Consider the following 19,457-nt stretch of genomic DNA (forward strand, 5'->3'; position numbering starts at 1 on the left):
TTTTTAAGAACGACAGGGCCGCGGTAGTGGCCCTCTTGATCACTTCCGTACGCCCTCGACCTTGTTAAACTGGCTACGTACCTGCAGACAGTTAATCAGCACCAGCACCGCCGTTACCGCAAACACCCAGCGGAAGCCCATCAGTGCCGAAACGCCAGAGCCAATTAGCGGACCCACCACGTTACCAAGATACATAAATGACTGGTTATAGCCGAAGATACGGCCAGTGACCTGATCGGAAGAGTACTTCAGCAGCAGCGTCTGCACGGCAGGCATCAAGGCGCCGTCGGCAAAACCCAGCAGAAAACGCAGGATCCCCAGCTGTAGCGGTGTTTCCACCCACGCCATGATGGCGAACAGCACCGTGGTTAACCCCAACGCCGCCAACAGAATACGTGCGGTACCGATACGATCGCCAAGTCGGCCGAGGCTCGGTGCGGAAATCAATGCGGCAACGCCGGGAACGGCGGCGATCATACCGCTAATAAAGGCTATATTGCCGCTATCACCGGACAAATCCTTGATAAACAGCGTCAGAATGGGACTGATGGAAGAGTTGGCCAACTGGATCATCAGTGTGCTGATAAACAGCGTCACAATCAGCGTCGGATAGGGCAGCGACTGGAATACCGCTTTGCCGCTTAGCCGATCGGCTTTTTTCACGTCGATACGGCGTTCTTTTATCAGGAACAGGGTGATCAGGAAACTGACAAACATCAGCCCGGCGGTGACGAAAAACACCACGCGTAACCCCAAATGGTCAGCCATCAGGCCGCCCAGCAGTGGACCAACGATCACTCCGGACACCGGGCCTGTAGACAAGGTGCCCAAAGCCCAGCCGCTTTTATCACGCGGTACCTGCGACGCAACCAGCGCCATGGCATTGGGGATATAGCCGGAGGTCAGGCCCATCAAAGCACGCAGTGCAAACAGCTGGTATACGTTGGTCACCATGCCTTGCAGCGCAATCACGACCGCCATCCCCAGCGAAGCACGCAACAGCATCAATTTACGCCCTTTGCGGTCAGCCAGGCTGCCCCACAGCGGTGATACCAGCGCCGAGACCAAAAAAGTGCCGCTGAACACCAGACCGGACCAGATGCTCAGAGACTGGTGGCCGCTGACGCCGAGCTGTTCGATATACAGCGGCAGAAAAGGGAGGATTTGGCTCATTGCCAGCCCGGTGAAGAAACAGCCGAGCCAGACCGAGATCAGATTGAGTTTCCACGCTTCCATCAGCTTGTCGTACCACTTTGAATTTGGAGGGGTTTATTGAGCAGAGTAATAATAACACCGGTTATCAGGCGCTGCTGGGCGAAATCAGTGAACAAAAGTAAAACCCGCCAAACGGCGCAATGCCGATCAGTTAAGGATCGGTTGACCGATCCTTAATCTGCGGCAATATAACGGCTTCCATTACAGGGAGCCGTTTTCTTATGCCACTTCTCGATGACCTGCTCAGTTTTAGCGACCATCCTTTGTTACCGCCACCTTCTGCGCAGATTTTTGCTGAACATCTTCCTGTTGAATGGCTCCAGCATTGCCTTTCTCTGTCTACCCATGCCACCGTCAGACGCCGCCGCCTGCCCGGGGACATGGTGGTCTGGATGGTCGTTTGTATGGCCTTCTTTCGTAATGAGCCCATTACCGATATTGTCCGCCGCCTTAACCTCAGTGCCGATGGCGAAGCCGGCATGCAGCTTCTGGCACGCAGCGCCATTACACAGGCACGCCAGCGTGTCGGTGCTGCCCCTGTTGAATGGCTGTTTCGCCAGACAGCACGAACCTGGGGGACTGAACGCTATCCCAAAGATGACTGGAGAGGATTGCAGCTCTTTGCCGTCGACGGTGCACAACTGCGTACGCCCGATGAACCGGAACTTCGTGCGCATTTTGGTTCCAGTAACACCTCTACAGACCGACAGAGTCCTTTTCCGGTGATGCGTCTGGTGGCGTTGATGAACCTGAGCAGTCATGTTCTGCTGGATGCGGTCACCGGGCCTTACCGGTGTAGCGAGACCCGGTTGGCGCATGACCTGATTAAGGCGTTACCGGATAACTCCATCACCCTGTTTGATAAGCTATTTTTTAGTGCGGATTTACTAACAGGGGTGAACCATGGCGGCGAAAATCGCCACTGGCTACTGCCTGCCCGCAAAGGGATGGTCGCAGACGTGCAGGAAAGCTACGGAGCGGGCGACCGTCTGCTAAAAATGAAAGTCTCTGCGCAGGCTCGAAAGCAAAACCCGGCCCTTCCTGAGTCCTGGCATGCCCGGGCGGTCAGTTACGATATCGGCGGTGTGGAGAAAACCGTGCTGACTTCATTGCCTGCGGATCGTTATCCGGCCAAAGCGGTGGCGGAGCTTTATCATTCCCGATGGGGAATCGAAGTGGGTTTTCGCAATATCAAAAGCAGCCTGCAGAGTAATGCGATGGTGCTGAGAAGCCGCAAAGTGGAGTTGCTGCATCAGGAAGTGTGGGGGTTGCTGCTGGCTTACAACCTTATCAGGCGGGAAGCGGCGCTGACGGCAAAACAGTATAAAAGAGCGCCGTCGGAGATGAGTTTTAAATTTGCTTTTGGGGTAATAGCGACGGAACTGATAGTGCTGGGTAATACGGTATCCCCCGGAACGATACCGAAACGGCTGATGCACCTGAGGGGGAGTTTGGAGGCGATGTTCATAACAAAACGCCCCCGACCATCAAGGCCGAGGGCGGTTAAGATATCAAAAACCCGTTATCCGGTGAATCGTTATGCCTCACCACTTAAGTGAACGGCATTGCGCCAAACGGCGGGCGCGTTTACTGCTGATTATCTTGCTCTACGGCGTCATACAGCCGCTGCAGAATGTCCGGGAAGGCGGACTGTACGCGGTTCCAGCTCGGCACAAAGGGTTTGTCACCGGGATTTTCGCTAAAGGCGTGACCCGCCTGAGAAATGACCCGGGAGAACAGCTCGACCGCCGATTCTTCACTGTGACGATCGAAGCCCAGACCGTTCATTTTGGCGTCGTGCTCGAAGGCGTCGATCATATCCAACGCGGTGCGGTAATAAGTGGCGCGCAGTACACGGAAAGAATCACTGGTGATCGGCACCCCCTGGATCGCCAGCTTGCGATACAACGCCTTGGTAATGTCGCTCGCCATACGTTGCAGGCCGGTGTTCGGGTCATCTTCTGACATTGGCTGATGCTTGTGGTCGTAATGGTCGGCGATATCGACCTGACAGATGCGGTTGGTGGCGGTATTACGGTGGATTTCCGACAGCACGCCAATCTCCAGGCCCCAGTCGCTGGGAATACGCAGGTCATTGAGGATATGGGTACGCATGGCGAACTCGCCGGAGAGCGGGTAGCGGTAGCTGCGCAGATAGTCGAGAAAATCCGAGTTGCCATAGACCTTTTGCAGTGATTTCAATAGCGGAAACACCAGCAGCCGACCCACGCGGCCATTCAGCTTGCCGCCGGCCACCCGTGCGTAATAGCCCTTGCAGAAGTCGTAATGAAACTGCGGGTTGGCCACCGGGTACAATAAGCGCGCCAGCATGCGACGATCATAGGTGACAATGTCACAGTCGTGCAACGCCACACAGCTGCTGCGGCGCGATGCCAGGGTATAGCCGACGCAGAACCACACGTTGCGGCCTTTGCCCGGCTCGTTGGGTGCCAGTCCTTCGGCGCTGAGCTGTTCGGCAATCGCCGTCAGGCGCGGCCCATCATTCCACAAAATCCGGTGGCGCTGTGGCAGGCGCGAGAAGAAGGCTTTGGCGTGCAGAAACTGCTGATGGTTGGCGCGATCCAGGCCAATCACGATTTCCTCCAGATAGGGCACCTGTGCCAGCGTATCGACGATCTTGTCCAGCGCCGGGCCTTCCAGTTCGGAATAGAGCGAAGGCAAAATCAACCCCATGGTGTTGCGGCCGGAGAACACCTGCAGCTCATATTCCAGCTCGGCCAAGTCACGTTGGGCCAGATTGTGGAAGTTGGTGATGATGCCGTCCTGGTAAAATTCACTCATGTTGAGATCTCCCGTTAAGCAGAAAATGATCCAATCCTTCGCACCAGCCCTGTGGGCCTTGCTGTTGCGTGCGGTACAGCCGGCCGGAGAAGTCGTTCGGTAAGTTAAGCTGTTGGGCCTGCTGGCCGCGGATCAATACCGCCAGATCGCTGGCGTGCAGCAAGGAGAGATCATTGGGGCCATCGCCCAGACTGAGGGTGGTTAAAGGTTGACGCCGAATTAATTGATAACGCGCGGTCAGCCAGCGGGCAGCATTGCCCTTGCTGACCTCTCGGCTCATCAGGTGATAAAAGCGCCCCCCCTGGGTCAGATGCAGGTCGTGTTGCGCCAGCAGGGTGCGAAAGTGTTCAAGTTGGCGATCGGTGCCTGCCCAACGAAGCGGTTCAGAACCGGCACGTTGCCGTGCTTGGCGGGCTTGCGTCAGGGTTAAGCCGGTCCAGTCTGCCACCGTCGCGGCATCCACATCGGCAAATCCCTGAAAGGCGAAACCGGTCTGGTGGCGCAATGCTCGCAAGGTTGCCGTCAGGCTGTGGTAATCGGCACCCAGGGTTTTCGCCGGGTAGTCGGGTTGGTCGTGCCATCCCTCGGGAAACACAATCTGCGCGCCGTTTTCGGCGATAAAGGGCCAGTGGCTCAGCCCCAGTTGCTGTTGCAACGTGCAGACCTCAGCGGCGGTTTTACTGGTGGTGATGATCAGCGGCGTTTGGGCTTGTGCCAGACGATCCAGCCAGGGCTGCGCCGCTTGCCAGCGGTAGCTGTGGTGATCCAGCAGTGAACCGTCCAGATCGGTAAAAATTAACAGGTCGGGACTCAGTTTCAGCATTTCATCTCCATTCTATCGTGCACAATTCGCTGATAAATAGGCGGATTACTTTGTTTTAACGCGGGATAGCAAGAGGGGGATTTATCGCCGCACGCATCTTAAAACTGTGATGCAAATCACAATTAACCCTAACGGGTTATCGGCGAGGGCGCAAGTTTTGGCCACCGCGGGTGGCAGGGAACTTTTGCTTTTGCGTGGCAAAATGAGGGCGTATCAGGGAGCCCGGTGGGCTTAGGGCGCAATCAGTCGATTGAATAATATTTGCTGAATATCCTGCTTTTGTGCAAGAAAAGCGTGCACGGTAATGAGTGGATCTTCGAGCGAATAGATGACGCGATAGCCATTTACCGTATTACATTCACGGTATTTATCGCAGCCAATCTTTAAAAGTTCAGGGCATATCTGACAACCGGTTGAGAACTGACTTACCCTTGCTTCAAACGCGTTGATGATTTCGCCCACTAAAGGCATCGGAGGGACATTATTGGCTTTAAGATGACGGATAATCTCGACCAGGGTGCTTTTTGCCGTTGCGGTATACTCAATATCAAGCTGTTCCTTCATGCGACATCTCCTTTTTACCGCATTAGTTATCTATATCAGCCAGTAACTGGTCGCGGGTATAAACTTTCCCTTCTTTTTTGTCTTTTTCAGACAGCGTTAGCAATTTAAGCAGGGCAATAGCGTCATCACGTTGCTTGCGCTCTTCATAAGACTCGATCACATAAGCCGGTGTGCCATTTTGCGTAACCAAAATGGGTTCAGACAAATCGAGCGCGGCGGCGTGTTTCTTTACATAGCTAATGGTTTCAACTTTCATACTGATCTCCTTGCAGAACGAATGTGTCAAATTTAGTCCATATTAAGACCACAAGCAATGCGCCAGACAGAACCAAATCTGATACTTTGTGATAGGGCGATTCTCGCCACCCACTGACCCTATGTTTATTGAATCAGGAGGCAAACGTGCCCCAGGAAAATCAGACCATTAAGTTGCGCCCCATGGTCGAAACAGATCTGCCGGCCGTATTCGGGCTATCACAGCAGGTGCAGTGGCCCCATCGGCTGGAGGATTGGCAGCAGGCGTGGTCGTTGGGGGGCGGCGTCATTGCCGAGGCCAGCGGTGAGGTAGCAGGTTGTGCGCTACGCTGGCTGTGGGGCGAACACCGTGCCACGCTGGGGCTGGTGATTGTCGCCGAGCAGCACCGGGGGCAAGGCATCGCCAGGGCGATGATGCAGCAGTTGATGGCACCATTGAGCACTTATCAGCTGCAATTGGTGGCCAGCGATCAGGGCAAGCCGCTGTATCAGCAATTGGGTTTTGTCGAACAAGGCCCCCTGGCGCAGCATCAATGCCGGGAGTTGCCAGCCCGCGATGCCGCACCTTTGCCAAACGGGCTAAGTCTTCGTCCGGCTTTACCTGCGGATATTGCCTTATTGAGTGAGCTGGATTTGCTTGCCAGTGGCATGCAGCGTCAACTGCTGTTGGTAGAGTTACTGGCAAATGCCGGGCAGGCGCTGGTGCTGGAGCGGCAGGGGATTGCCGTCGGTTTTGCCCTGCGGCGTCGTTTTGGTTATGGCAGCATGATTGGCCCGGTGGTTGCCCCTGAGCTTGCGGGGGCCATTGCCCTGATTGATGCCTTGTGCCAGCCTTGCAGCGGTCAGTTTGTACGGGTGGATACACCGCTGGACACCGGTCTTGGCGAATGGTTGATTGAGCGGGGGTTACCCTGTGTTGATACGCCTACTATTATGGTTCGTGACACACCTCATAGTCCGGATTGTTCTCTTACACAGACTTTTGCATTGGTTTCGCAAGCCTGGTCATAAAATTGAAATTAAGGGTTCACGGCGGTGCATTGCCAGATGCATTGCCCAAATGTTGTGCAATAGTTATCAACTGATGACTATGTTGTAACCGCAGGTTCTGCCGTTCCTGCACCGCCGTCCGCCGCCGCGCGAGAATTTTTCCCCAGTAGTCCGCAATTGGCACAGGCCATGCATTGTCATCATCAATCTCTGTTACCTGAGTAACAGAAGGTGGTTTGGTGACAACTCAACAACAGCGGGCGAACTATGGCAGAGCATCCTGATGTGATCGCGCAAATAGAAGCGTCATTTGCGGTACAGACCCCGACCGGCAAACGCATCGCCGGTTACCTGCTGGCCAATCTGGCGCAGGTGCCGTTTGAAACGGCCGACAGCATCGCCCGCAGTACCGCCACCAGTGGCATATCGGTGGGGCGCTACCTGCGCAGCCTGGGTTACCGCAATCTTGATGATTTGAAACGCACGCTGCGTGAACAGGGGACGGCACTGTACCAGCCCTGGGGCGTGACCGATCGCCTGGGAGCTTATCGCCAACGGCGTGAACAGCCGCAACCGCAAAAGCTTCGTCAGTCGTTAACCCTGGAACTGGAGGCGATCGAACAGGTTTATCAATTGGCCGGTGGCGAAGCCTTTGCTCAGGTCAGCCGACAGTTGGCGCAGGCGGAAGCGGTATTTGTGATCGGCATTCAATCGACGCGCGGCATCGCCAACGCCTTCTACAGCCACCTGGAATACCTGCGCCCCAAGGTCTACTACGCCGACGGGTTGTCCGGCACCTATGTGGAATCACTCAACTCTGAGTTCAGCACGCCTTATCTGGTGCTTACCGACACTCGCGCTTATTCCACCATCGCCCAGAAATACTGTCAGGCGGCCTGTGCGCGTGGGCTAAGGCTGGCGCTGATCACTGATATTTACTGCCCGTGGGCACGGGATTACCCGATTGACCTGCTGCAGGTGAAAACCGATACCGGCCAGTTTTGGGATTCGCTGGCGCCGTTCAGTTGCCTGTTCAACCTGTTGTTGTCTTCGGTGTTGGAACAGGGCGGCACAGCGGTGGAACAACGGCTGGCCAATAACCGCAGCCTGCAAAAAGAGCTGGGGCAATTTGAATCTTAACCGCTATGGGAAAACGCAATGAATGACAATGTAACTTTAATCGATCTGGCTGAGGCCTTTCCCAGGCTGCCGATCGATTTGAAATACGCCAGCGCCGACAATCTGACCGGCCGGGCGATTTACCTGGAAAACCGCTGCCTGTTGCATCCCGATGCACTACCGGGGCTACAGCGCTGCCTGTTGGCGGCGAAGCTGGCCGGTTTTTCCTTGCTGGTGTTCGACGCCTATCGGCCGCAGCGGGCGCAGGCGCTGTTGTGGCTGGCCTGTCCGGACCCACAATATGTCACCAGCACGCAAACCGGTTCGCACCATAGCCGCGGTGTGGCGATCGACGTGACGCTACTGGATGCGGACGGCGCGGTACTGGATATGGGCACCGCCTTTGATGAGATGAGCGAAGGCTCCCACCCGTTTTACCCAGATTTCCCTCCGGAGGTGCAGCGCAACCGGCTGCTGCTGAATGCGGTGATGGCCGCCGGAGGTTTTCGCGGTATCGCCAGCGAATGGTGGCACTTTGAGCTGCCCAACGCCGGGGATTACCCGCTGCTGGCCGATCGCTTCGGCTGTTTTTCTTACGATTAAAACAACACACATTCAACGCATCAGGAGCTTTGTTTATGAATAAGATCAAATACGCCGCTTTGGCGGCTGCAGTGACGTTGGGCCTGGCGGTAATAGGTCAGGCGCAGGCGGCGGTCCCCAAGGACATGCTGGTAATTGGCAAGGCGGCCGACCCGCAAACGCTGGATCCGGCGGTCACTATTGATAATAACGACTGGACGGTGACTTACCCAGCTTACCAAAGATTGGTGCAGTACAAAACCGAAGGTGGCAAAGGCTCGACCCAGGTGGAAGGTGAGCTGGCCGAGAGCTGGACGGCTTCTGACGATCAGCTGGTCTGGACCTTTAAACTCAAACCCGGCAACAAGTTTGATGATGGTTCGGACGTCAATGCCGAAGCGGTGAAGTGGTCGTTCGAACGCCTGATGAAGATTGGTCAGGGCCCGTCCGAAGCCTTCCCGAAAGATTTACAGGTCACGGTGGTGGATCCGCTGACGGTACGCTTTACCTTGAAAACGCCGTTTGCGCCATTCCTGTACACCCTGGCCAACGACGGGGCCGGTATTGTTAACCCGGCGATTGCCAAGGCCAATCCGGCGGATGAGGGCAAAGCCTGGCTGGCCAACCACAGCGCCGGTTCTGGTGCTTACAAGCTGGATCGTTGGCAAAAAGGCCAGCAACTGGTGCTGGTGCCGAATCCACATTACAGCGGGGCCAAACCGGCGTTTAAACGGGTGACGGTGAAAATCATCGGTGAAAGCGCTACCCGCCGTTTGCAATTGACACGCGGTGACCTGGATATTGCCGAATCGCTGCCGATTGACCAACTGACGGCACTGAAGAGTGAAAACAAGGTGGCGGTCAATGAGTATCCGTCACTGCGGGTGACCTATCTGTACCTTAACAACGGCAAAGCGCCACTGAACCAGGTCGATCTGCGCCGCGCCATTTCCTACGCGGTGGATTACCAGGGCATGGTGAAGGGCATCCTCGGCGGCAACGGTAAACAGATGCGTGGCCCGATCCCGGAAGGCATGTGGGGTTACGATGCCAACGCGCAGCAATACAGCCAGGATGCGGACAAGGCCAAGGCGGCTCTGGCTGCAGTGAAGGATAAACCCGCTTCACTGAACTTCCTGTACTCGATCAGCGACCCAAACTGGGAGGCGATTGCGCTCTCGGTGCAGGCCAGCCTGGCGACGGTGGGCATCAACGTCAAACTGGAGAAACTGGCCAATGCCACCATGCGTGACCGCATCGGCCAGGGGAATTACGACATCGCCATCGGCAACTGGAGCCCGGATTTTGCCGACCCCTACATGTTCATGAACTACTGGTTCGAATCCGACAAGAAAGGGCTGCCGGGCAACCGTTCGTTCTACAGCGATCCGCAGGTAGACGCGCTGTTGAAGAAAGCGGTCTCGGTGTCCGATCAACAGGTGCGTACCGCCGATTACCAGGCGGCGCAGAAAATCGTCATCGACCAGGCGGCCTATGTTTATCTGTTCCAGAAAAACTACCAGGTGGCGATGAACAAAGACGTGAAGGGCTTTGTGTATAACCCGATGCTGGAGCAGGTGTTCAACGTTGGGCAGATGAGTAAGTAATTTGTTTGGTTGCTTCAGACAGCTAACAAAGCCAGTTATTAGGGAGAGCGTGCCGATGGGGTCGTAGCGGTGAAACCGCCGACCAATTTGCCGGGAGCAAATTGGAACGACTTCCGTCGGCCCGTAGGGTGGGACACATGGACGTGTCCCATAATGGCCCCACGGTGCGCTAGGCCCGAGTATCTCAGGTTCAAATACAACATTGCTATCTAACTCGGGCAGCCGTTTGGCTGCCCCTGCACCATGGGAAATCGCTATGAACGTTTGGAGCCTTATCCGTCAGCGTTGCTGGGGGTTGGTGCTGGTGATGTTCGGGGTGTGCGTGATCACCTTTACCATCTCGCACCTGATCCCCGGCGATCCGGCGCGGTTACTGGCCGGCGACCGTGCCAGCGAGGAAATCGTCCAGCACATTCGCCAGCAACTGGGCCTGGATCAGCCGTTATATGTGCAATTTGGCCGCTATGTGCTGGATCTGCTGCATGGCGATCTGGGTACCTCCATCCGCACCGGCCGCCCGGTGCTGGAGGATCTGCGTGCCTTCTTTCCCGCCACGCTGGAGCTGGCTTTTTGCGCCTTGCTGCTGGCAATAGTGCTGGGGGTGCCGCTCGGCGTGGTGTCGGCGGTTTATCGCAATAAATGGCCCGATCATCTGGTACGACTGCTGTCGGTAACTGGCATCTCCACCCCGGCGTTCTGGCTGGGGCTGGGCGTCATTATCCTTTTTTACGGCCAACTGAATCTGTTACCCGGCGGCGGCAGGCTGGACGACTGGCTGGATCCGCCCACCCATATCACCGGCTTCTACCTGCTGGACTCCCTGTTGACCGGCAACGGCGAGGCGTTCTGGAACAGCCTGCAGCATCTGATCTTGCCCGCGCTGACGCTGGCGTTTGTTCACCTCGGGGTGGTCGCGCGGCAAATCCGCTCGGCGATGCTCGAACAACTGGGGGAAGATTACATCCGTACTGCGCGCGCCAACGGCCTTTCACACTGGCGAGTGGTACTGGGTCATGCATTGCCGAATGCGTTGATCCCCTCGGTAACGGTGTTGGGGCTGGCATTGGGAGATCTGCTCTACGGTGCGGTGCTGACCGAAACGGTATTCGCCTGGCCGGGCATGGGCGCTTACGTGGTGGATTCTATACAGGCGCTGGATTTCCCGGCGGTAATGGGCTTTGCGGTGGTGGTGTCCTTCGCCTACGTGATGGTTAATTTGATCGTCGATCTGCTTTACCTGTGGATCGACCCGCGAATGGGGCGCGAGGGATAATGACGATGACTCAAATCGAACAACCGTCGGCAACACAACCGACCTTACGCTTTATCAGCCTGCGACGTGCCTGGTACCGGGTGCGGCGTAGCCCGCTGACGCTGCTGGGCGCCGCCATCATGATTGTCGTGCTGTTCCTGATGCTGTTCTCACCGTGGCTGGTACCGCACAACCCGGATGCGATTGACCTGACCGCGCGCTTGCTGCCGCCTTCTGCCAACCACTGGTTCGGCACCGATGAAGTGGGCCGAGATCTGTTCAGTCGGGTGCTGGTCGGCAGCCGACAGTCGGTGGCCGCCGGGCTGGCAGTGGTGGTGCTGGCGGGGGGCATTGGCTCGCTGCTTGGCTGTTTCTCCGGCGTGATCGGCGGTACGGTCGATGCACTGATCATGCGTTGCATGGACATCATGCTGTCGGTGCCTTCGCTGGTGCTGACCATGGCGTTGGCGGCCGCGCTCGGGCCCAGCCTGTTCAATGCCATGCTGGCGATTGCGGTGGTGCGCATTCCGTTTTATGTCCGACTGGCGCGTGGCCAGACGTTGACGCTACGCCACCAGGCCTACATGCAGGCGGCGCGTACCTTTGGCGCTTCCCGCTGGCACCTGATCGGTTGGCATGTGCTGCGTAACGTAATGCCGCCGTTGGTGGTGCAGGCATCGCTGGACATTGGCACCGCGATCCTGATGGCGGCTACGCTGGGCTTTATCGGCCTGGGTGCCCAACAACCGACCGCTGAATGGGGTGCGATGGTGGCCAACGGCCGTAACTATGTGCTCGACCAGTGGTGGTATTCAGCCTTTCCCGGTACGGCGATCCTGATCACCGCCACCGGCTTCAACCTGTTCGGCGACGGTCTGCGCGATCTGCTGGATCCTAAAGCTCGGGGGCGCTGATGAGTGAAACTACCGTTTTATCTATCGATGAGTTGCAACTGGAATTTCCGGTCTACGGCGGCAGCGTCAAAGCGCTGAACCGTGTCTCACTGCAGGTTAAGGCCGGTGAGATTGTCGGCGTGGTGGGTGAATCCGGCTCCGGCAAGTCGGTGACCGCGATGATGACCCTGCGCCTGCTGGCAGAGGATGGCTACAGCGTGACCGGCGGTTCGCTGGAGATGTTGGGTACCGACGTACTGAAGGCCAGCGAACGACAAATGCGCCAACTGCGGGGGGCCAGAGTGTCGATGATTTTTCAGGAGCCGATGAGCGCGCTGAACCCGACGCGCAAGATTGGTCGCCAGATGTGTGAAGTGATCCGTCTGCATCAGCGGTTATCGGCGGCAGCGGCCCGTGACAAGGCGATCCAACTGCTGCGGGAGATGCAAATTGCCGATGCGGAGCGGGTGATGGAGCGTTATCCGTTTGAGCTGTCCGGCGGTATGCGCCAGCGGGTGCTGATCGCCATGGCATTCTCCTGTGAGCCGGAGCTGATTATCGCCGACGAACCCACCACCGCACTGGACGTCACGGTGCAGCGTCAGGTGCTGCGTTTGTTACAGCAGAAAGCTCGCGCCAGCGGTACGGCGGTGCTGTTTATCACCCATGATATGGCGGTGGTGTCGCAGCTTTGTGACCGGGTGTATGTGATGTACGCCGGGCACGTGATTGAAAGCGGGGTTACCGCCAGAGTGATTGAACACCCGAGCCATCCGTATTCCATTGGGCTGTTGCTGGCGGCACCGGAGCGCGCCGAACCGCGCAGCCTGCTGCGGGCTATTCCCGGCACGGTGCCCAATCTCAGTGCGTTGCCACCGGGCTGCGCCTTCAGCAACCGCTGCCGCTACGCCGACGCCCAGTGCCAACAAACCCCGTCGCTGCTGCCATTGGCCGCTGAACCGACCCAGCGGGTGGCCTGCTGGCATCCGCAGTCAATCGAACTGGAGGTAAGAAATGAACCTTGAAGCGCTGTTGGAACTGCGCGACGTGCGGCTGCGCTTTCCCGCCAGTTACAACTGGCGCGGTAAGCCGCGAGAGTATGTGCATGCGCTCAATGGGCTGGATCTCAATATCATGCGTGGGGAAACCCTGGGTATCGTCGGCGAATCCGGCTGCGGCAAGAGTACGCTGGCGCAGTTGCTGATGGGGTTGTTGAAGCCCAGCAGCGGCGAACTGTTGCGTGCACGTAACCAAGGTTCCTGGTTTGGTAGCGGCATGCAGATGGTGTTTCAGGATCCGCAGTCGTCGCTCGATCCACGCCTGCCGGTGTGGCGCATTATCACCGAACCTGTGTATGTACAGCAGCATAACAGCGTGGCTCAGCGGCGAGCACAGGCGGCAGAACTGGCGCAACAGGTCGGTCTGCGGCCGGAGGCGATTGACCGGCTGCCGCACGAGTTTTCTGGCGGGCAGCGCCAGCGCATTTCCATTGCTCGTGCGCTGTCCTCACAGCCGGATATCATCGTGCTGGATGAACCGACCTCGGCATTGGATATCTCGGTGCAGGCGCAGATCCTCAATCTGCTGGTGGAACTGCAGCGCCAGCGCAACCTGACCTATGTGCTGATCTCGCATAACGTCTCGGTGATCCAGCACATGAGCGACCGGGTGGCGGTGATGTATCTGGGGCAAATCGTTGAGCTGGGGCCGACCGCGCAGGTACTGCGCCAGCCGCAGCATCCTTATACCCGGCTGTTGCTGGATTCGGTGCCCCGTGCCGGCCGTTCGCTGAGCGACAGTGCCATTGAAGATCGCAAGGGCGAACTGCCGGGTAACCGCCAGTTACCCCTGGGCTGTTTTTTCCGTGAACGCTGTCCCTACGCTGGAGAAGGCTGCCAACTGCCACAAAACCTGCGCGTCAATCTGGCAGGTACGGCGGTGCGTTGCCATAAGGTGGCATAACGGCCTCTTTGATCAGCGGATAATACCGCGCGTCGAACGTGTAAAGAAATCGTGGAACAGGCTCAACAGCGGGTATTCCACGCTGAGGTGAATGACTTCTTGCCGGACATCCTCCAGCGCCATGGCCCGGTGGTAGATCATGTCATACAGCGAGTGAATCACCCGCTGCTGTTGCGGGTCGGCGGCCAAAAAAGCCGGGGCGGACAGGTGTACACCACCGGGTTTGGCGCGCTGCCCCGCAGCCAGTACGAAAGGCGGCAGATCTTGCACCGCCAGGGAGTGGTCGTCTAACCGCGCATGGGCACCGATAATGCAAAATTGATGTATCGCGCACCGGGCGCCGATCCAGGCGGCATCGCCCAGTTCAACATGCCCGGCCAAACCGCTGTGATCGCCGAGGTAAGTGCCGTCACCGATGATACAGTCGTGGGCCACATGCACATTGTCGCGCAGATCATTGTCATTACCGATAATGGTTCGCTGGCAGCCTTGCAGCGTCCCGCGATGCAGGGTGGCATATTTGCCGATGCGATTGCGATCGCCGAGGGTTAGCGTGGTCGGCTCACCGGCATATTTCAAATCCTGGCTGGCTTCGCCGATCGAGGAAAACGGCCCGATGACATTGTCACGGCCAATGCGTGTCAGGCCATTAATCACCGTGTGTGAAGCGATCGAGGTGCCTTCACCAATCTCAACGCCGGCAGAAATGTAGCAAAAGGGGCCGATACGCACGCGGGCACCGATAATCACGCCGGGCTCAATCACACTGTTGTCGGCAATACGGGCAGAGGGAGAAATCATGACGCATCCTGATGGCGGCGCGTGGCTATCCATCAGCCATGCCAGTCATCGGTTAATTATTAAGCCGGATTCTGGATTAATTAAGGGGGGAACAGGAAAGTGTGGGCAGGAAGTTTGCCTTCCCGTCGGTGTGACAAGGTTGTCTGGGGCCAGCATAAGCCGGTAGACGCCTTAGACTGCTACTTTATATTTTATTTATTTTATGAACCTTTAGGTAATAACGGAATGTTACCACCGGCGGTAAACAGAAGATCGGCAACAGGCTCAGGGCATGGGCCAGTCGGTGGGAGTGTTGCTGACCACTTCGACATACATGTCCCAGGCGTGGGACCAGAAAAGCACAAAACCTTCCTGACTGAAGCTGATGCCCATCAAGCCCATGACGAACCAGCAGGTGGTGAACAACCCCAGGCTGCTGAACATAAATGCCATACCGTTGCGGCTGGTCTTACGGCAAACGACGTTTAGCTGGCTGGCCATAAACATCATAACGGCGCTCAGTAACTCCCAGCGCATCATAATAAAACCTGTGGCAATGGCACTCATCGAACATGGTCCTTGGAAAAAGCCGCAACCGGCAGGGCGCCGGGAGGTTTGTGCGGGCAAAAATGGAATAGTGTGATCTGTGTCACATTGTAGCACTGGCGCAAACGGCGGCTCAATCCCTGAGCGGGAGAAAAATCGGCATTTGGTAACATTCCAACATGCTGAAACATTTATGCCATTTCATTAGCAACCTTTTAATGGGGCGCCTTCGGCAATAACGCTATGCTTGCCGACTTTTCACTGCCCTGATTTATCTTGGGAAAGTGTGACGTCAGACAGGTAGCTCGCCACGCATGGCCCTATTACAAGATAAAATTCGTGACCATTCCGCAGAGGAAATGCTGTTTATCCGCCGTGCCAGTGTGGCTATGGTGCTGGTTGTCGCCTGTTTTGGTGTACTGGTCGCCAACCTGTACCGTTTGCAGATTAAACAGCATGGGTTTTACCAAACGCGATCTAATCAAAACGACATCAAAATGGTGCCGATTGCCCCCAGCCGCGGGCTGATCTTCGATCGCAATGGTACCCCGCTGGTGCGCAATATTACGCTGTACCAAATCCAGATCATTCCCAGCAAAATCGACAATATGACCGCGCTGCTGCAACAACTGACGCCGATTGTCGATCTGACCCCCGAAGACATCACCGCCTTTCGCGATGACATGCACCACAATGGCCGCTATAAGCCGGTGACGCTAAAAAACGGGCTGACCGAAACGGAAGTGGCGCGCTTTGCCGTCAATCAATACCGCTTTGACGGGGTAACCATCGATACCTATCAGCAACGTGAATATCCGTACGGTGCCGAGCTGGCGCATGTGGTGGGTTATGTATCGAAAATCAATGACGGTGATTTGAAACGGTTGGATAAAGAAGGCCTTAGCGAGAACTATGCCGCCGATCACAATATCGGCAAGCAGGGCATTGAGGCTTACTATGAGTCTGAGCTGCACGGTACCACCGGCTATCAGGAAGTGGAGGTGGACAACCACGGCCGGGTGATACGCCTGCTGAAGGAGCAACCACCGCAGGCCGGCAAGAATATCTACCTGACGCTCGACTTGCGGTTGCAGCAGTACATTGAATCCGTGTTGAAGGGGCAGCGTGCGGCGGTGGTGGTTGAGGATCCGCGTGACGGCGGCATTCTGGCGATGGTGTCCAGCCCCAGTTACGATCCCAACCCTTTCGTGAAGGGCATCAGTTATCCAGCTTACAAGTCTCTGCTGGCTAATCCCGATTTACCGCTGATTAACCGCGTTACGCAGGGGCTGTATCCACCGGCCTCCACCGTGAAACCCTACATGGCCACTTCTGCGCTGTTTGCCGGGGTGATCACCCCCAACACCACTTTCTTTGGTGCCCCGACCTGGACCTTGCCGGGCACCCAACGCCGTTACCGTGACTGGCTAAAAAGCGGCCACGGCATGCTGAATGTGACCAAGGCGATTGAAGAGTCTGCCGATACCTTCTTCTATCAGGTGGCGTATGAAATGGGCATTGACCGTATTCACAGTTGGCTGAGTCAGTTTGGTTACGGTCAGGCGACCGGCATCGATCTTAATGAAGAGTATCGTGGCGTGCTGCCAAGCCGCGAATGGAAGCAGCGGGTGCATAAAAAACCCTGGTACCAGGGTGACACCATCTCGGTAGGGATTGGCCAGGGATATTGGGTCGCCACGCCGATCCAGATGGTGAAGGCATTAACCACGCTGATCAATAACGGCAAGGTGAAAACACCGCATCTGCTGTATTCGATGAAGCAGGGCAACCGGGTCAGCCGCTATCAGCCGCCGGTACAAACCGCGCAGATTGGTGATGCCAAATCACCGTATTGGGGCATCGTACGCAACGGCATGTACGGCATGGCCAACCTGCCGAACGGCACCGGTTACAAACTGTTCCACACCGCGTCATACCAAATCGCCGCCAAGTCCGGTACTTCACAGGTGTTCGGTCTGAAAGAAAATCAGACCTATAACGCCAAGATGATCCCAGTGCGGTTGCGCGACCATATCTTCTATACGCTGTTCGCCCCCTATAAAAATCCGCGGGTGGCCATGGCACTGATTTTGGAAAACGGCGGCGGTGACGGCGTGGTTGCAGGGCCGACCGCCCGGGCGATCCTCGACCATATTTTTGACCCGGCTAATGCGCCACAGGCTGCGGACGATCGGCAAGTTAAACCGGAGTTAAACGACAGTGCGGACGTGCAACCCTAAACGCGTTTGTTTTTACTTTCTTACAAACTGCAATCTTCTAAAGATTTTTGTCAGGGTAGACTGAAATCATTACATAACTTTAATAAAAACGCAGGGTTAACAGTGGCGCCATCAACAAAAAAAAGCGGTAAAAATTATTCCACCCTTCGCTTTGGCTGGATTTGCGCCGGGATTCTGGTGTGCTTTTTCCTGCTGGCGTTCCGGGTCGGCTACTTACAATTGCTGGAGCATCAGCAATTGGCTGACCAGGCGGATCAGCGTTCGATCCGCACCCAGGTGCTGCCGACCAACCGGGGGATGATCACCGATCGCAATGGTGAAGCTTTGGCCGTCAGCGTGTCTTCAAGAGACATCGTGCTGGATCCCAAGCATATTCTCGACACCCATACCGATCTGACTAATGAACGTTGGCAGAGTCTGGCCACCGTGCTGAAAATGCCACTGACCGAGGTGCAGAAGCTAATCCAGACTAACGCCCATAAGCGATTTGTCTATCTGGCGCGTAAGGTTGAAGATGATAATGCCAGCTATATCAGTAAGCTGCATTTAACCGGTGTCAGCACGGAGCAGGACTTCAGCCGCTTTTATCCGATGAGTCAGGATGCCGCCGGGTTGATCGGTATTGTCGGGCAGGACAATCAGGGACTGGAAGGCATTGAGCTGGGCTTTAACCACCTGCTGCAAGGCAAGAACGGCGTCCGCGTCTACCAGAAGGATGGCAGCGGGGCGGTGATTGGCGTGATCAAAAACGTCGACCCTGTGCCACCGCCGAACGTCACGCTGAGCATCGATAAATTCATCCAATACGTGTTGTATGCGCAGATCCGCGACGGCGTGGTGGCGAATCAGGCCGACTCCGGCTGTGCGGTGTTGGTGAAGGTGAATACCGGTGAAGTGCTGGGCATGGCTAGCTACCCGTCATTTAACCCAAACAACTATGCCAATACGCCAACGAAAGACATTCGTAACGTATGCAGCAGTGACAGCTTCGAGCCGGGCTCTACGGTGAAACCGATTGTGGTGATGGTCGGGCTGGAGCACCACTTGATTAAGCCGGATACCGTGCTGGATACCACGCCTTACCGGGTCAACGGCCACCTGATCAAGGACGTGGGCCACTGGTCGAAGCTGACCATTACCGGCGTACTGCAAAAATCCAGTGATATTGCCGTTTCACACATCGCACTGGCGCTGCCTGCCACCGTACTGCCGGCGGTTTACAAAAGCTTTGGTCTGGGGCTGCCAACCGATCTGGGCATCGGTAACGAGAGCAGCGGCTACTTGCCGCAGCACCGTGAGCGCTGGGCGGATATCGAACGTGCAACCTTCTCCTTTGGCTATGGGCTACGTGTGACGCCGCTACAAATGGCGCGTGAATATGCCACTATCGGTTCCTATGGGGTTTATCGACCCTTATCGATCACCAAGGTCACGCCACCGGTGATGGGACAACGCATTCTGCCGGAAGATACGGTAAAAACCGTGGTGCATATGATGGAAAGCGACGCCTTGCCGGGCGGCAGTGGCCTCAGCGCCGCGGTGCCGGGTTACCGGTTGGCGATTAAAACCGGTACCGCCGAGAAAATGGGGACCAACGGGAAATACGACGGCGGGTATATCAACTACACCGCCGGTGTGGCCCCGGCCAGCGATCCGCAGGTGGCGCTGGTGGTGATGGTCAACAACCCGAAAGCCGGTAAGCACTTCGGTGGTTCGGTGGCCGGCCCGGTGTTCGGCAAAATTATGGCTCAGGTACTGGAGCATATGAACATCCTGCCGGATGCCCAGCCGTTGAAGGTGGTATCTCAGGTTAAGGGGTGACGCAAA

At 56.6% G+C, this 19,457-nt stretch carries 18 protein-coding genes; 11 read left to right on the forward strand and 7 right to left on the reverse strand.

The genetic code is table 11. The annotated features are described in order from the left end of the window. Nucleotides 1-39: 39 nt before the first annotated feature. Nucleotides 40-1,236: a multidrug efflux MFS transporter gene (locus NHG65_RS12400; protein ID WP_499183402.1), complete on the reverse strand. Its 1,197-nt coding sequence runs from the start codon at nt 1,234-1,236 to the stop codon at nt 40-42. A gap of 200 nt (nt 1,237-1,436) precedes the next feature. On the opposite strand from NHG65_RS12400, the gene NHG65_RS12405 reads away from it, so the two are divergent. Next, complete coding sequence (locus tag NHG65_RS12405; RefSeq protein WP_499183403.1) at nt 1,437-2,774, forward strand: IS4 family transposase; 1,338 nt, start codon at nt 1,437-1,439, stop codon at nt 2,772-2,774. Nucleotides 2,775-2,802: 28 nt separating this feature from the next. Here NHG65_RS12405 and NHG65_RS12410 read toward each other — a convergent pair whose 3' ends face one another. The 4 genes from NHG65_RS12410 to NHG65_RS12425 all read right to left on the reverse strand — a co-directional run bounded on the left by NHG65_RS12410 (nt 2,803) and on the right by NHG65_RS12425 (nt 5,660). Continuing rightward, on the reverse strand, nt 2,803-4,017 hold the full coding sequence (locus NHG65_RS12410) for a glycosyltransferase family protein (protein ID WP_012145068.1): 1,215 nt from the start codon (nt 4,015-4,017) through the stop codon (nt 2,803-2,805). Then, on the reverse strand, nt 4,010-4,840 hold the full coding sequence (locus NHG65_RS12415) for a mannosyl-3-phosphoglycerate phosphatase-related protein (protein WP_499183404.1): 831 nt from the start codon (nt 4,838-4,840) through the stop codon (nt 4,010-4,012). Before NHG65_RS12415 ends, NHG65_RS12410 begins: the two co-directional genes overlap by 8 nt. Before the next feature lie 231 nt (nt 4,841-5,071). After that, entirely contained in the window at nt 5,072-5,404 is a 333-nt protein-coding gene (locus NHG65_RS12420) for a type II toxin-antitoxin system RelE/ParE family toxin (RefSeq protein WP_499183405.1), read from the reverse strand. 22 nt (nt 5,405-5,426) lie between these two features. Beyond that, the gene (locus NHG65_RS12425; RefSeq protein ID WP_012145071.1) at nt 5,427-5,660 is read right to left on the reverse strand and encodes a type II toxin-antitoxin system Phd/YefM family antitoxin; all 234 of its coding nucleotides are present in this window, start codon (nt 5,658-5,660) and stop codon (nt 5,427-5,429) included. Nucleotides 5,661-5,806: 146 nt separating this feature from the next. Here NHG65_RS12425 and NHG65_RS12430 point away from each other — a divergent pair, with 146 nt between their 5' ends. The 8 genes from NHG65_RS12430 (at nt 5,807) to NHG65_RS12465 (ending at nt 14,064) form a co-directional block, all read left to right on the forward strand. After that, complete coding sequence (locus tag NHG65_RS12430) at nt 5,807-6,670, forward strand: GNAT family N-acetyltransferase (RefSeq protein WP_499183406.1); 864 nt, start codon at nt 5,807-5,809, stop codon at nt 6,668-6,670. A gap of 246 nt (nt 6,671-6,916) precedes the next feature. After that, nucleotides 6,917-7,789, forward strand: a complete 873-nt coding sequence (locus NHG65_RS12435) for a MurR/RpiR family transcriptional regulator (RefSeq protein ID WP_099061943.1) — start codon at nt 6,917-6,919, stop codon at nt 7,787-7,789. 18 nt (nt 7,790-7,807) lie between these two features. Continuing rightward, nucleotides 7,808-8,371, forward strand: coding sequence for a D-alanyl-D-alanine dipeptidase (gene ddpX / locus NHG65_RS12440; RefSeq protein WP_499183407.1), 564 nt, complete (start codon nt 7,808-7,810; stop codon nt 8,369-8,371). Nucleotides 8,372-8,406: 35 nt separating this feature from the next. Further along, the gene (locus NHG65_RS12445) at nt 8,407-9,957 is read left to right on the forward strand and encodes an ABC transporter substrate-binding protein (protein ID WP_499183408.1); all 1,551 of its coding nucleotides are present in this window, start codon (nt 8,407-8,409) and stop codon (nt 9,955-9,957) included. A 256-nt stretch (nt 9,958-10,213) separates the two neighbouring features. Continuing rightward, the gene (locus NHG65_RS12450) at nt 10,214-11,230 is read left to right on the forward strand and encodes an ABC transporter permease (protein ID WP_085116706.1); all 1,017 of its coding nucleotides are present in this window, start codon (nt 10,214-10,216) and stop codon (nt 11,228-11,230) included. A gap of 5 nt (nt 11,231-11,235) precedes the next feature. Then, nucleotides 11,236-12,123 carry a D,D-dipeptide ABC transporter permease gene (gene ddpC / locus NHG65_RS12455; RefSeq protein WP_099062081.1) on the forward strand — a complete coding sequence of 296 codons (888 nt, stop codon included), beginning with the start codon at nt 11,236-11,238 and terminating at the stop codon, nt 12,121-12,123. Then, nucleotides 12,123-13,127, forward strand: a complete 1,005-nt coding sequence (locus NHG65_RS12460; protein ID WP_099061946.1) for an ABC transporter ATP-binding protein — start codon at nt 12,123-12,125, stop codon at nt 13,125-13,127. Before ddpC ends, NHG65_RS12460 begins: the two co-directional genes overlap by 1 nt. Then, nucleotides 13,117-14,064: an oligopeptide/dipeptide ABC transporter ATP-binding protein gene (locus NHG65_RS12465; protein ID WP_261426684.1), complete on the forward strand. Its 948-nt coding sequence runs from the start codon at nt 13,117-13,119 to the stop codon at nt 14,062-14,064. The genes NHG65_RS12460 and NHG65_RS12465 overlap by 11 nt, the downstream gene beginning before the upstream one ends. A gap of 12 nt (nt 14,065-14,076) precedes the next feature. On the opposite strand, the gene lpxA is transcribed toward NHG65_RS12465, so the two are convergent. Together lpxA and NHG65_RS12475 are read right to left on the reverse strand one after the other, a co-directional pair. Further along, entirely contained in the window at nt 14,077-14,865 is a 789-nt protein-coding gene (lpxA, locus tag NHG65_RS12470; RefSeq protein ID WP_219016135.1) for an acyl-ACP--UDP-N-acetylglucosamine O-acyltransferase, read from the reverse strand. A gap of 264 nt (nt 14,866-15,129) precedes the next feature. Beyond that, nucleotides 15,130-15,411, reverse strand: coding sequence for a YjcB family protein (locus NHG65_RS12475; RefSeq protein ID WP_085116713.1), 282 nt, complete (start codon nt 15,409-15,411; stop codon nt 15,130-15,132). A gap of 293 nt (nt 15,412-15,704) precedes the next feature. On the opposite strand from NHG65_RS12475, the gene mrdA reads away from it, so the two are divergent. Further along, a complete protein-coding gene (gene mrdA / locus NHG65_RS12480) occupies nt 15,705-17,630 on the forward strand; it encodes a penicillin-binding protein 2 (protein ID WP_198404388.1) in 1,926 nt (641 codons plus the stop codon). A gap of 102 nt (nt 17,631-17,732) precedes the next feature. Next, nucleotides 17,733-19,451 (forward strand): penicillin-binding transpeptidase domain-containing protein, encoded by a 1,719-nt coding sequence (locus tag NHG65_RS12485; RefSeq protein ID WP_099061951.1) that lies wholly within the window; start codon nt 17,733-17,735, stop codon nt 19,449-19,451. Nucleotides 19,452-19,457: the final 6 nt, after the last annotated feature.

Source organism: Serratia myotis, from assembly GCF_027474885.1.
Classification (GTDB): domain Bacteria; phylum Pseudomonadota; class Gammaproteobacteria; order Enterobacterales; family Enterobacteriaceae; genus Serratia; species Serratia proteamaculans.

Coding starts and splice junctions, on each gene's coding strand:
- NHG65_RS12400 (WP_499183402.1), bottom strand. CDS start 1,236: ATGGAAGCGTGGAAACTCAATCTGATCTCGGTCTGGCTCGGCTGTTTC.
- NHG65_RS12405 (WP_499183403.1), top strand. CDS start 1,437: ATGCCACTTCTCGATGACCTGCTCAGTTTTAGCGACCATCCTTTGTTA.
- NHG65_RS12410 (WP_012145068.1), bottom strand. CDS start 4,017: ATGAGTGAATTTTACCAGGACGGCATCATCACCAACTTCCACAATCTG.
- NHG65_RS12415 (WP_499183404.1), bottom strand. CDS start 4,840: ATGCTGAAACTGAGTCCCGACCTGTTAATTTTTACCGATCTGGACGGT.
- NHG65_RS12420 (WP_499183405.1), bottom strand. CDS start 5,404: ATGAAGGAACAGCTTGATATTGAGTATACCGCAACGGCAAAAAGCACC.
- NHG65_RS12425 (WP_012145071.1), bottom strand. CDS start 5,660: ATGAAAGTTGAAACCATTAGCTATGTAAAGAAACACGCCGCCGCGCTC.
- NHG65_RS12435 (WP_099061943.1), top strand. CDS start 6,917: ATGGCAGAGCATCCTGATGTGATCGCGCAAATAGAAGCGTCATTTGCG.
- ddpX (WP_499183407.1), top strand. CDS start 7,808: ATGAATGACAATGTAACTTTAATCGATCTGGCTGAGGCCTTTCCCAGG.
- NHG65_RS12445 (WP_499183408.1), top strand. CDS start 8,407: ATGAATAAGATCAAATACGCCGCTTTGGCGGCTGCAGTGACGTTGGGC.
- NHG65_RS12450 (WP_085116706.1), top strand. CDS start 10,214: ATGAACGTTTGGAGCCTTATCCGTCAGCGTTGCTGGGGGTTGGTGCTG.
- ddpC (WP_099062081.1), top strand. CDS start 11,236: ATGACTCAAATCGAACAACCGTCGGCAACACAACCGACCTTACGCTTT.
- NHG65_RS12460 (WP_099061946.1), top strand. CDS start 12,123: ATGAGTGAAACTACCGTTTTATCTATCGATGAGTTGCAACTGGAATTT.
- NHG65_RS12465 (WP_261426684.1), top strand. CDS start 13,117: ATGAACCTTGAAGCGCTGTTGGAACTGCGCGACGTGCGGCTGCGCTTT.
- lpxA (WP_219016135.1), bottom strand. CDS start 14,865: ATGATTTCTCCCTCTGCCCGTATTGCCGACAACAGTGTGATTGAGCCC.
- NHG65_RS12475 (WP_085116713.1), bottom strand. CDS start 15,411: ATGAGTGCCATTGCCACAGGTTTTATTATGATGCGCTGGGAGTTACTG.
- mrdA (WP_198404388.1), top strand. CDS start 15,705: ATGGCCCTATTACAAGATAAAATTCGTGACCATTCCGCAGAGGAAATG.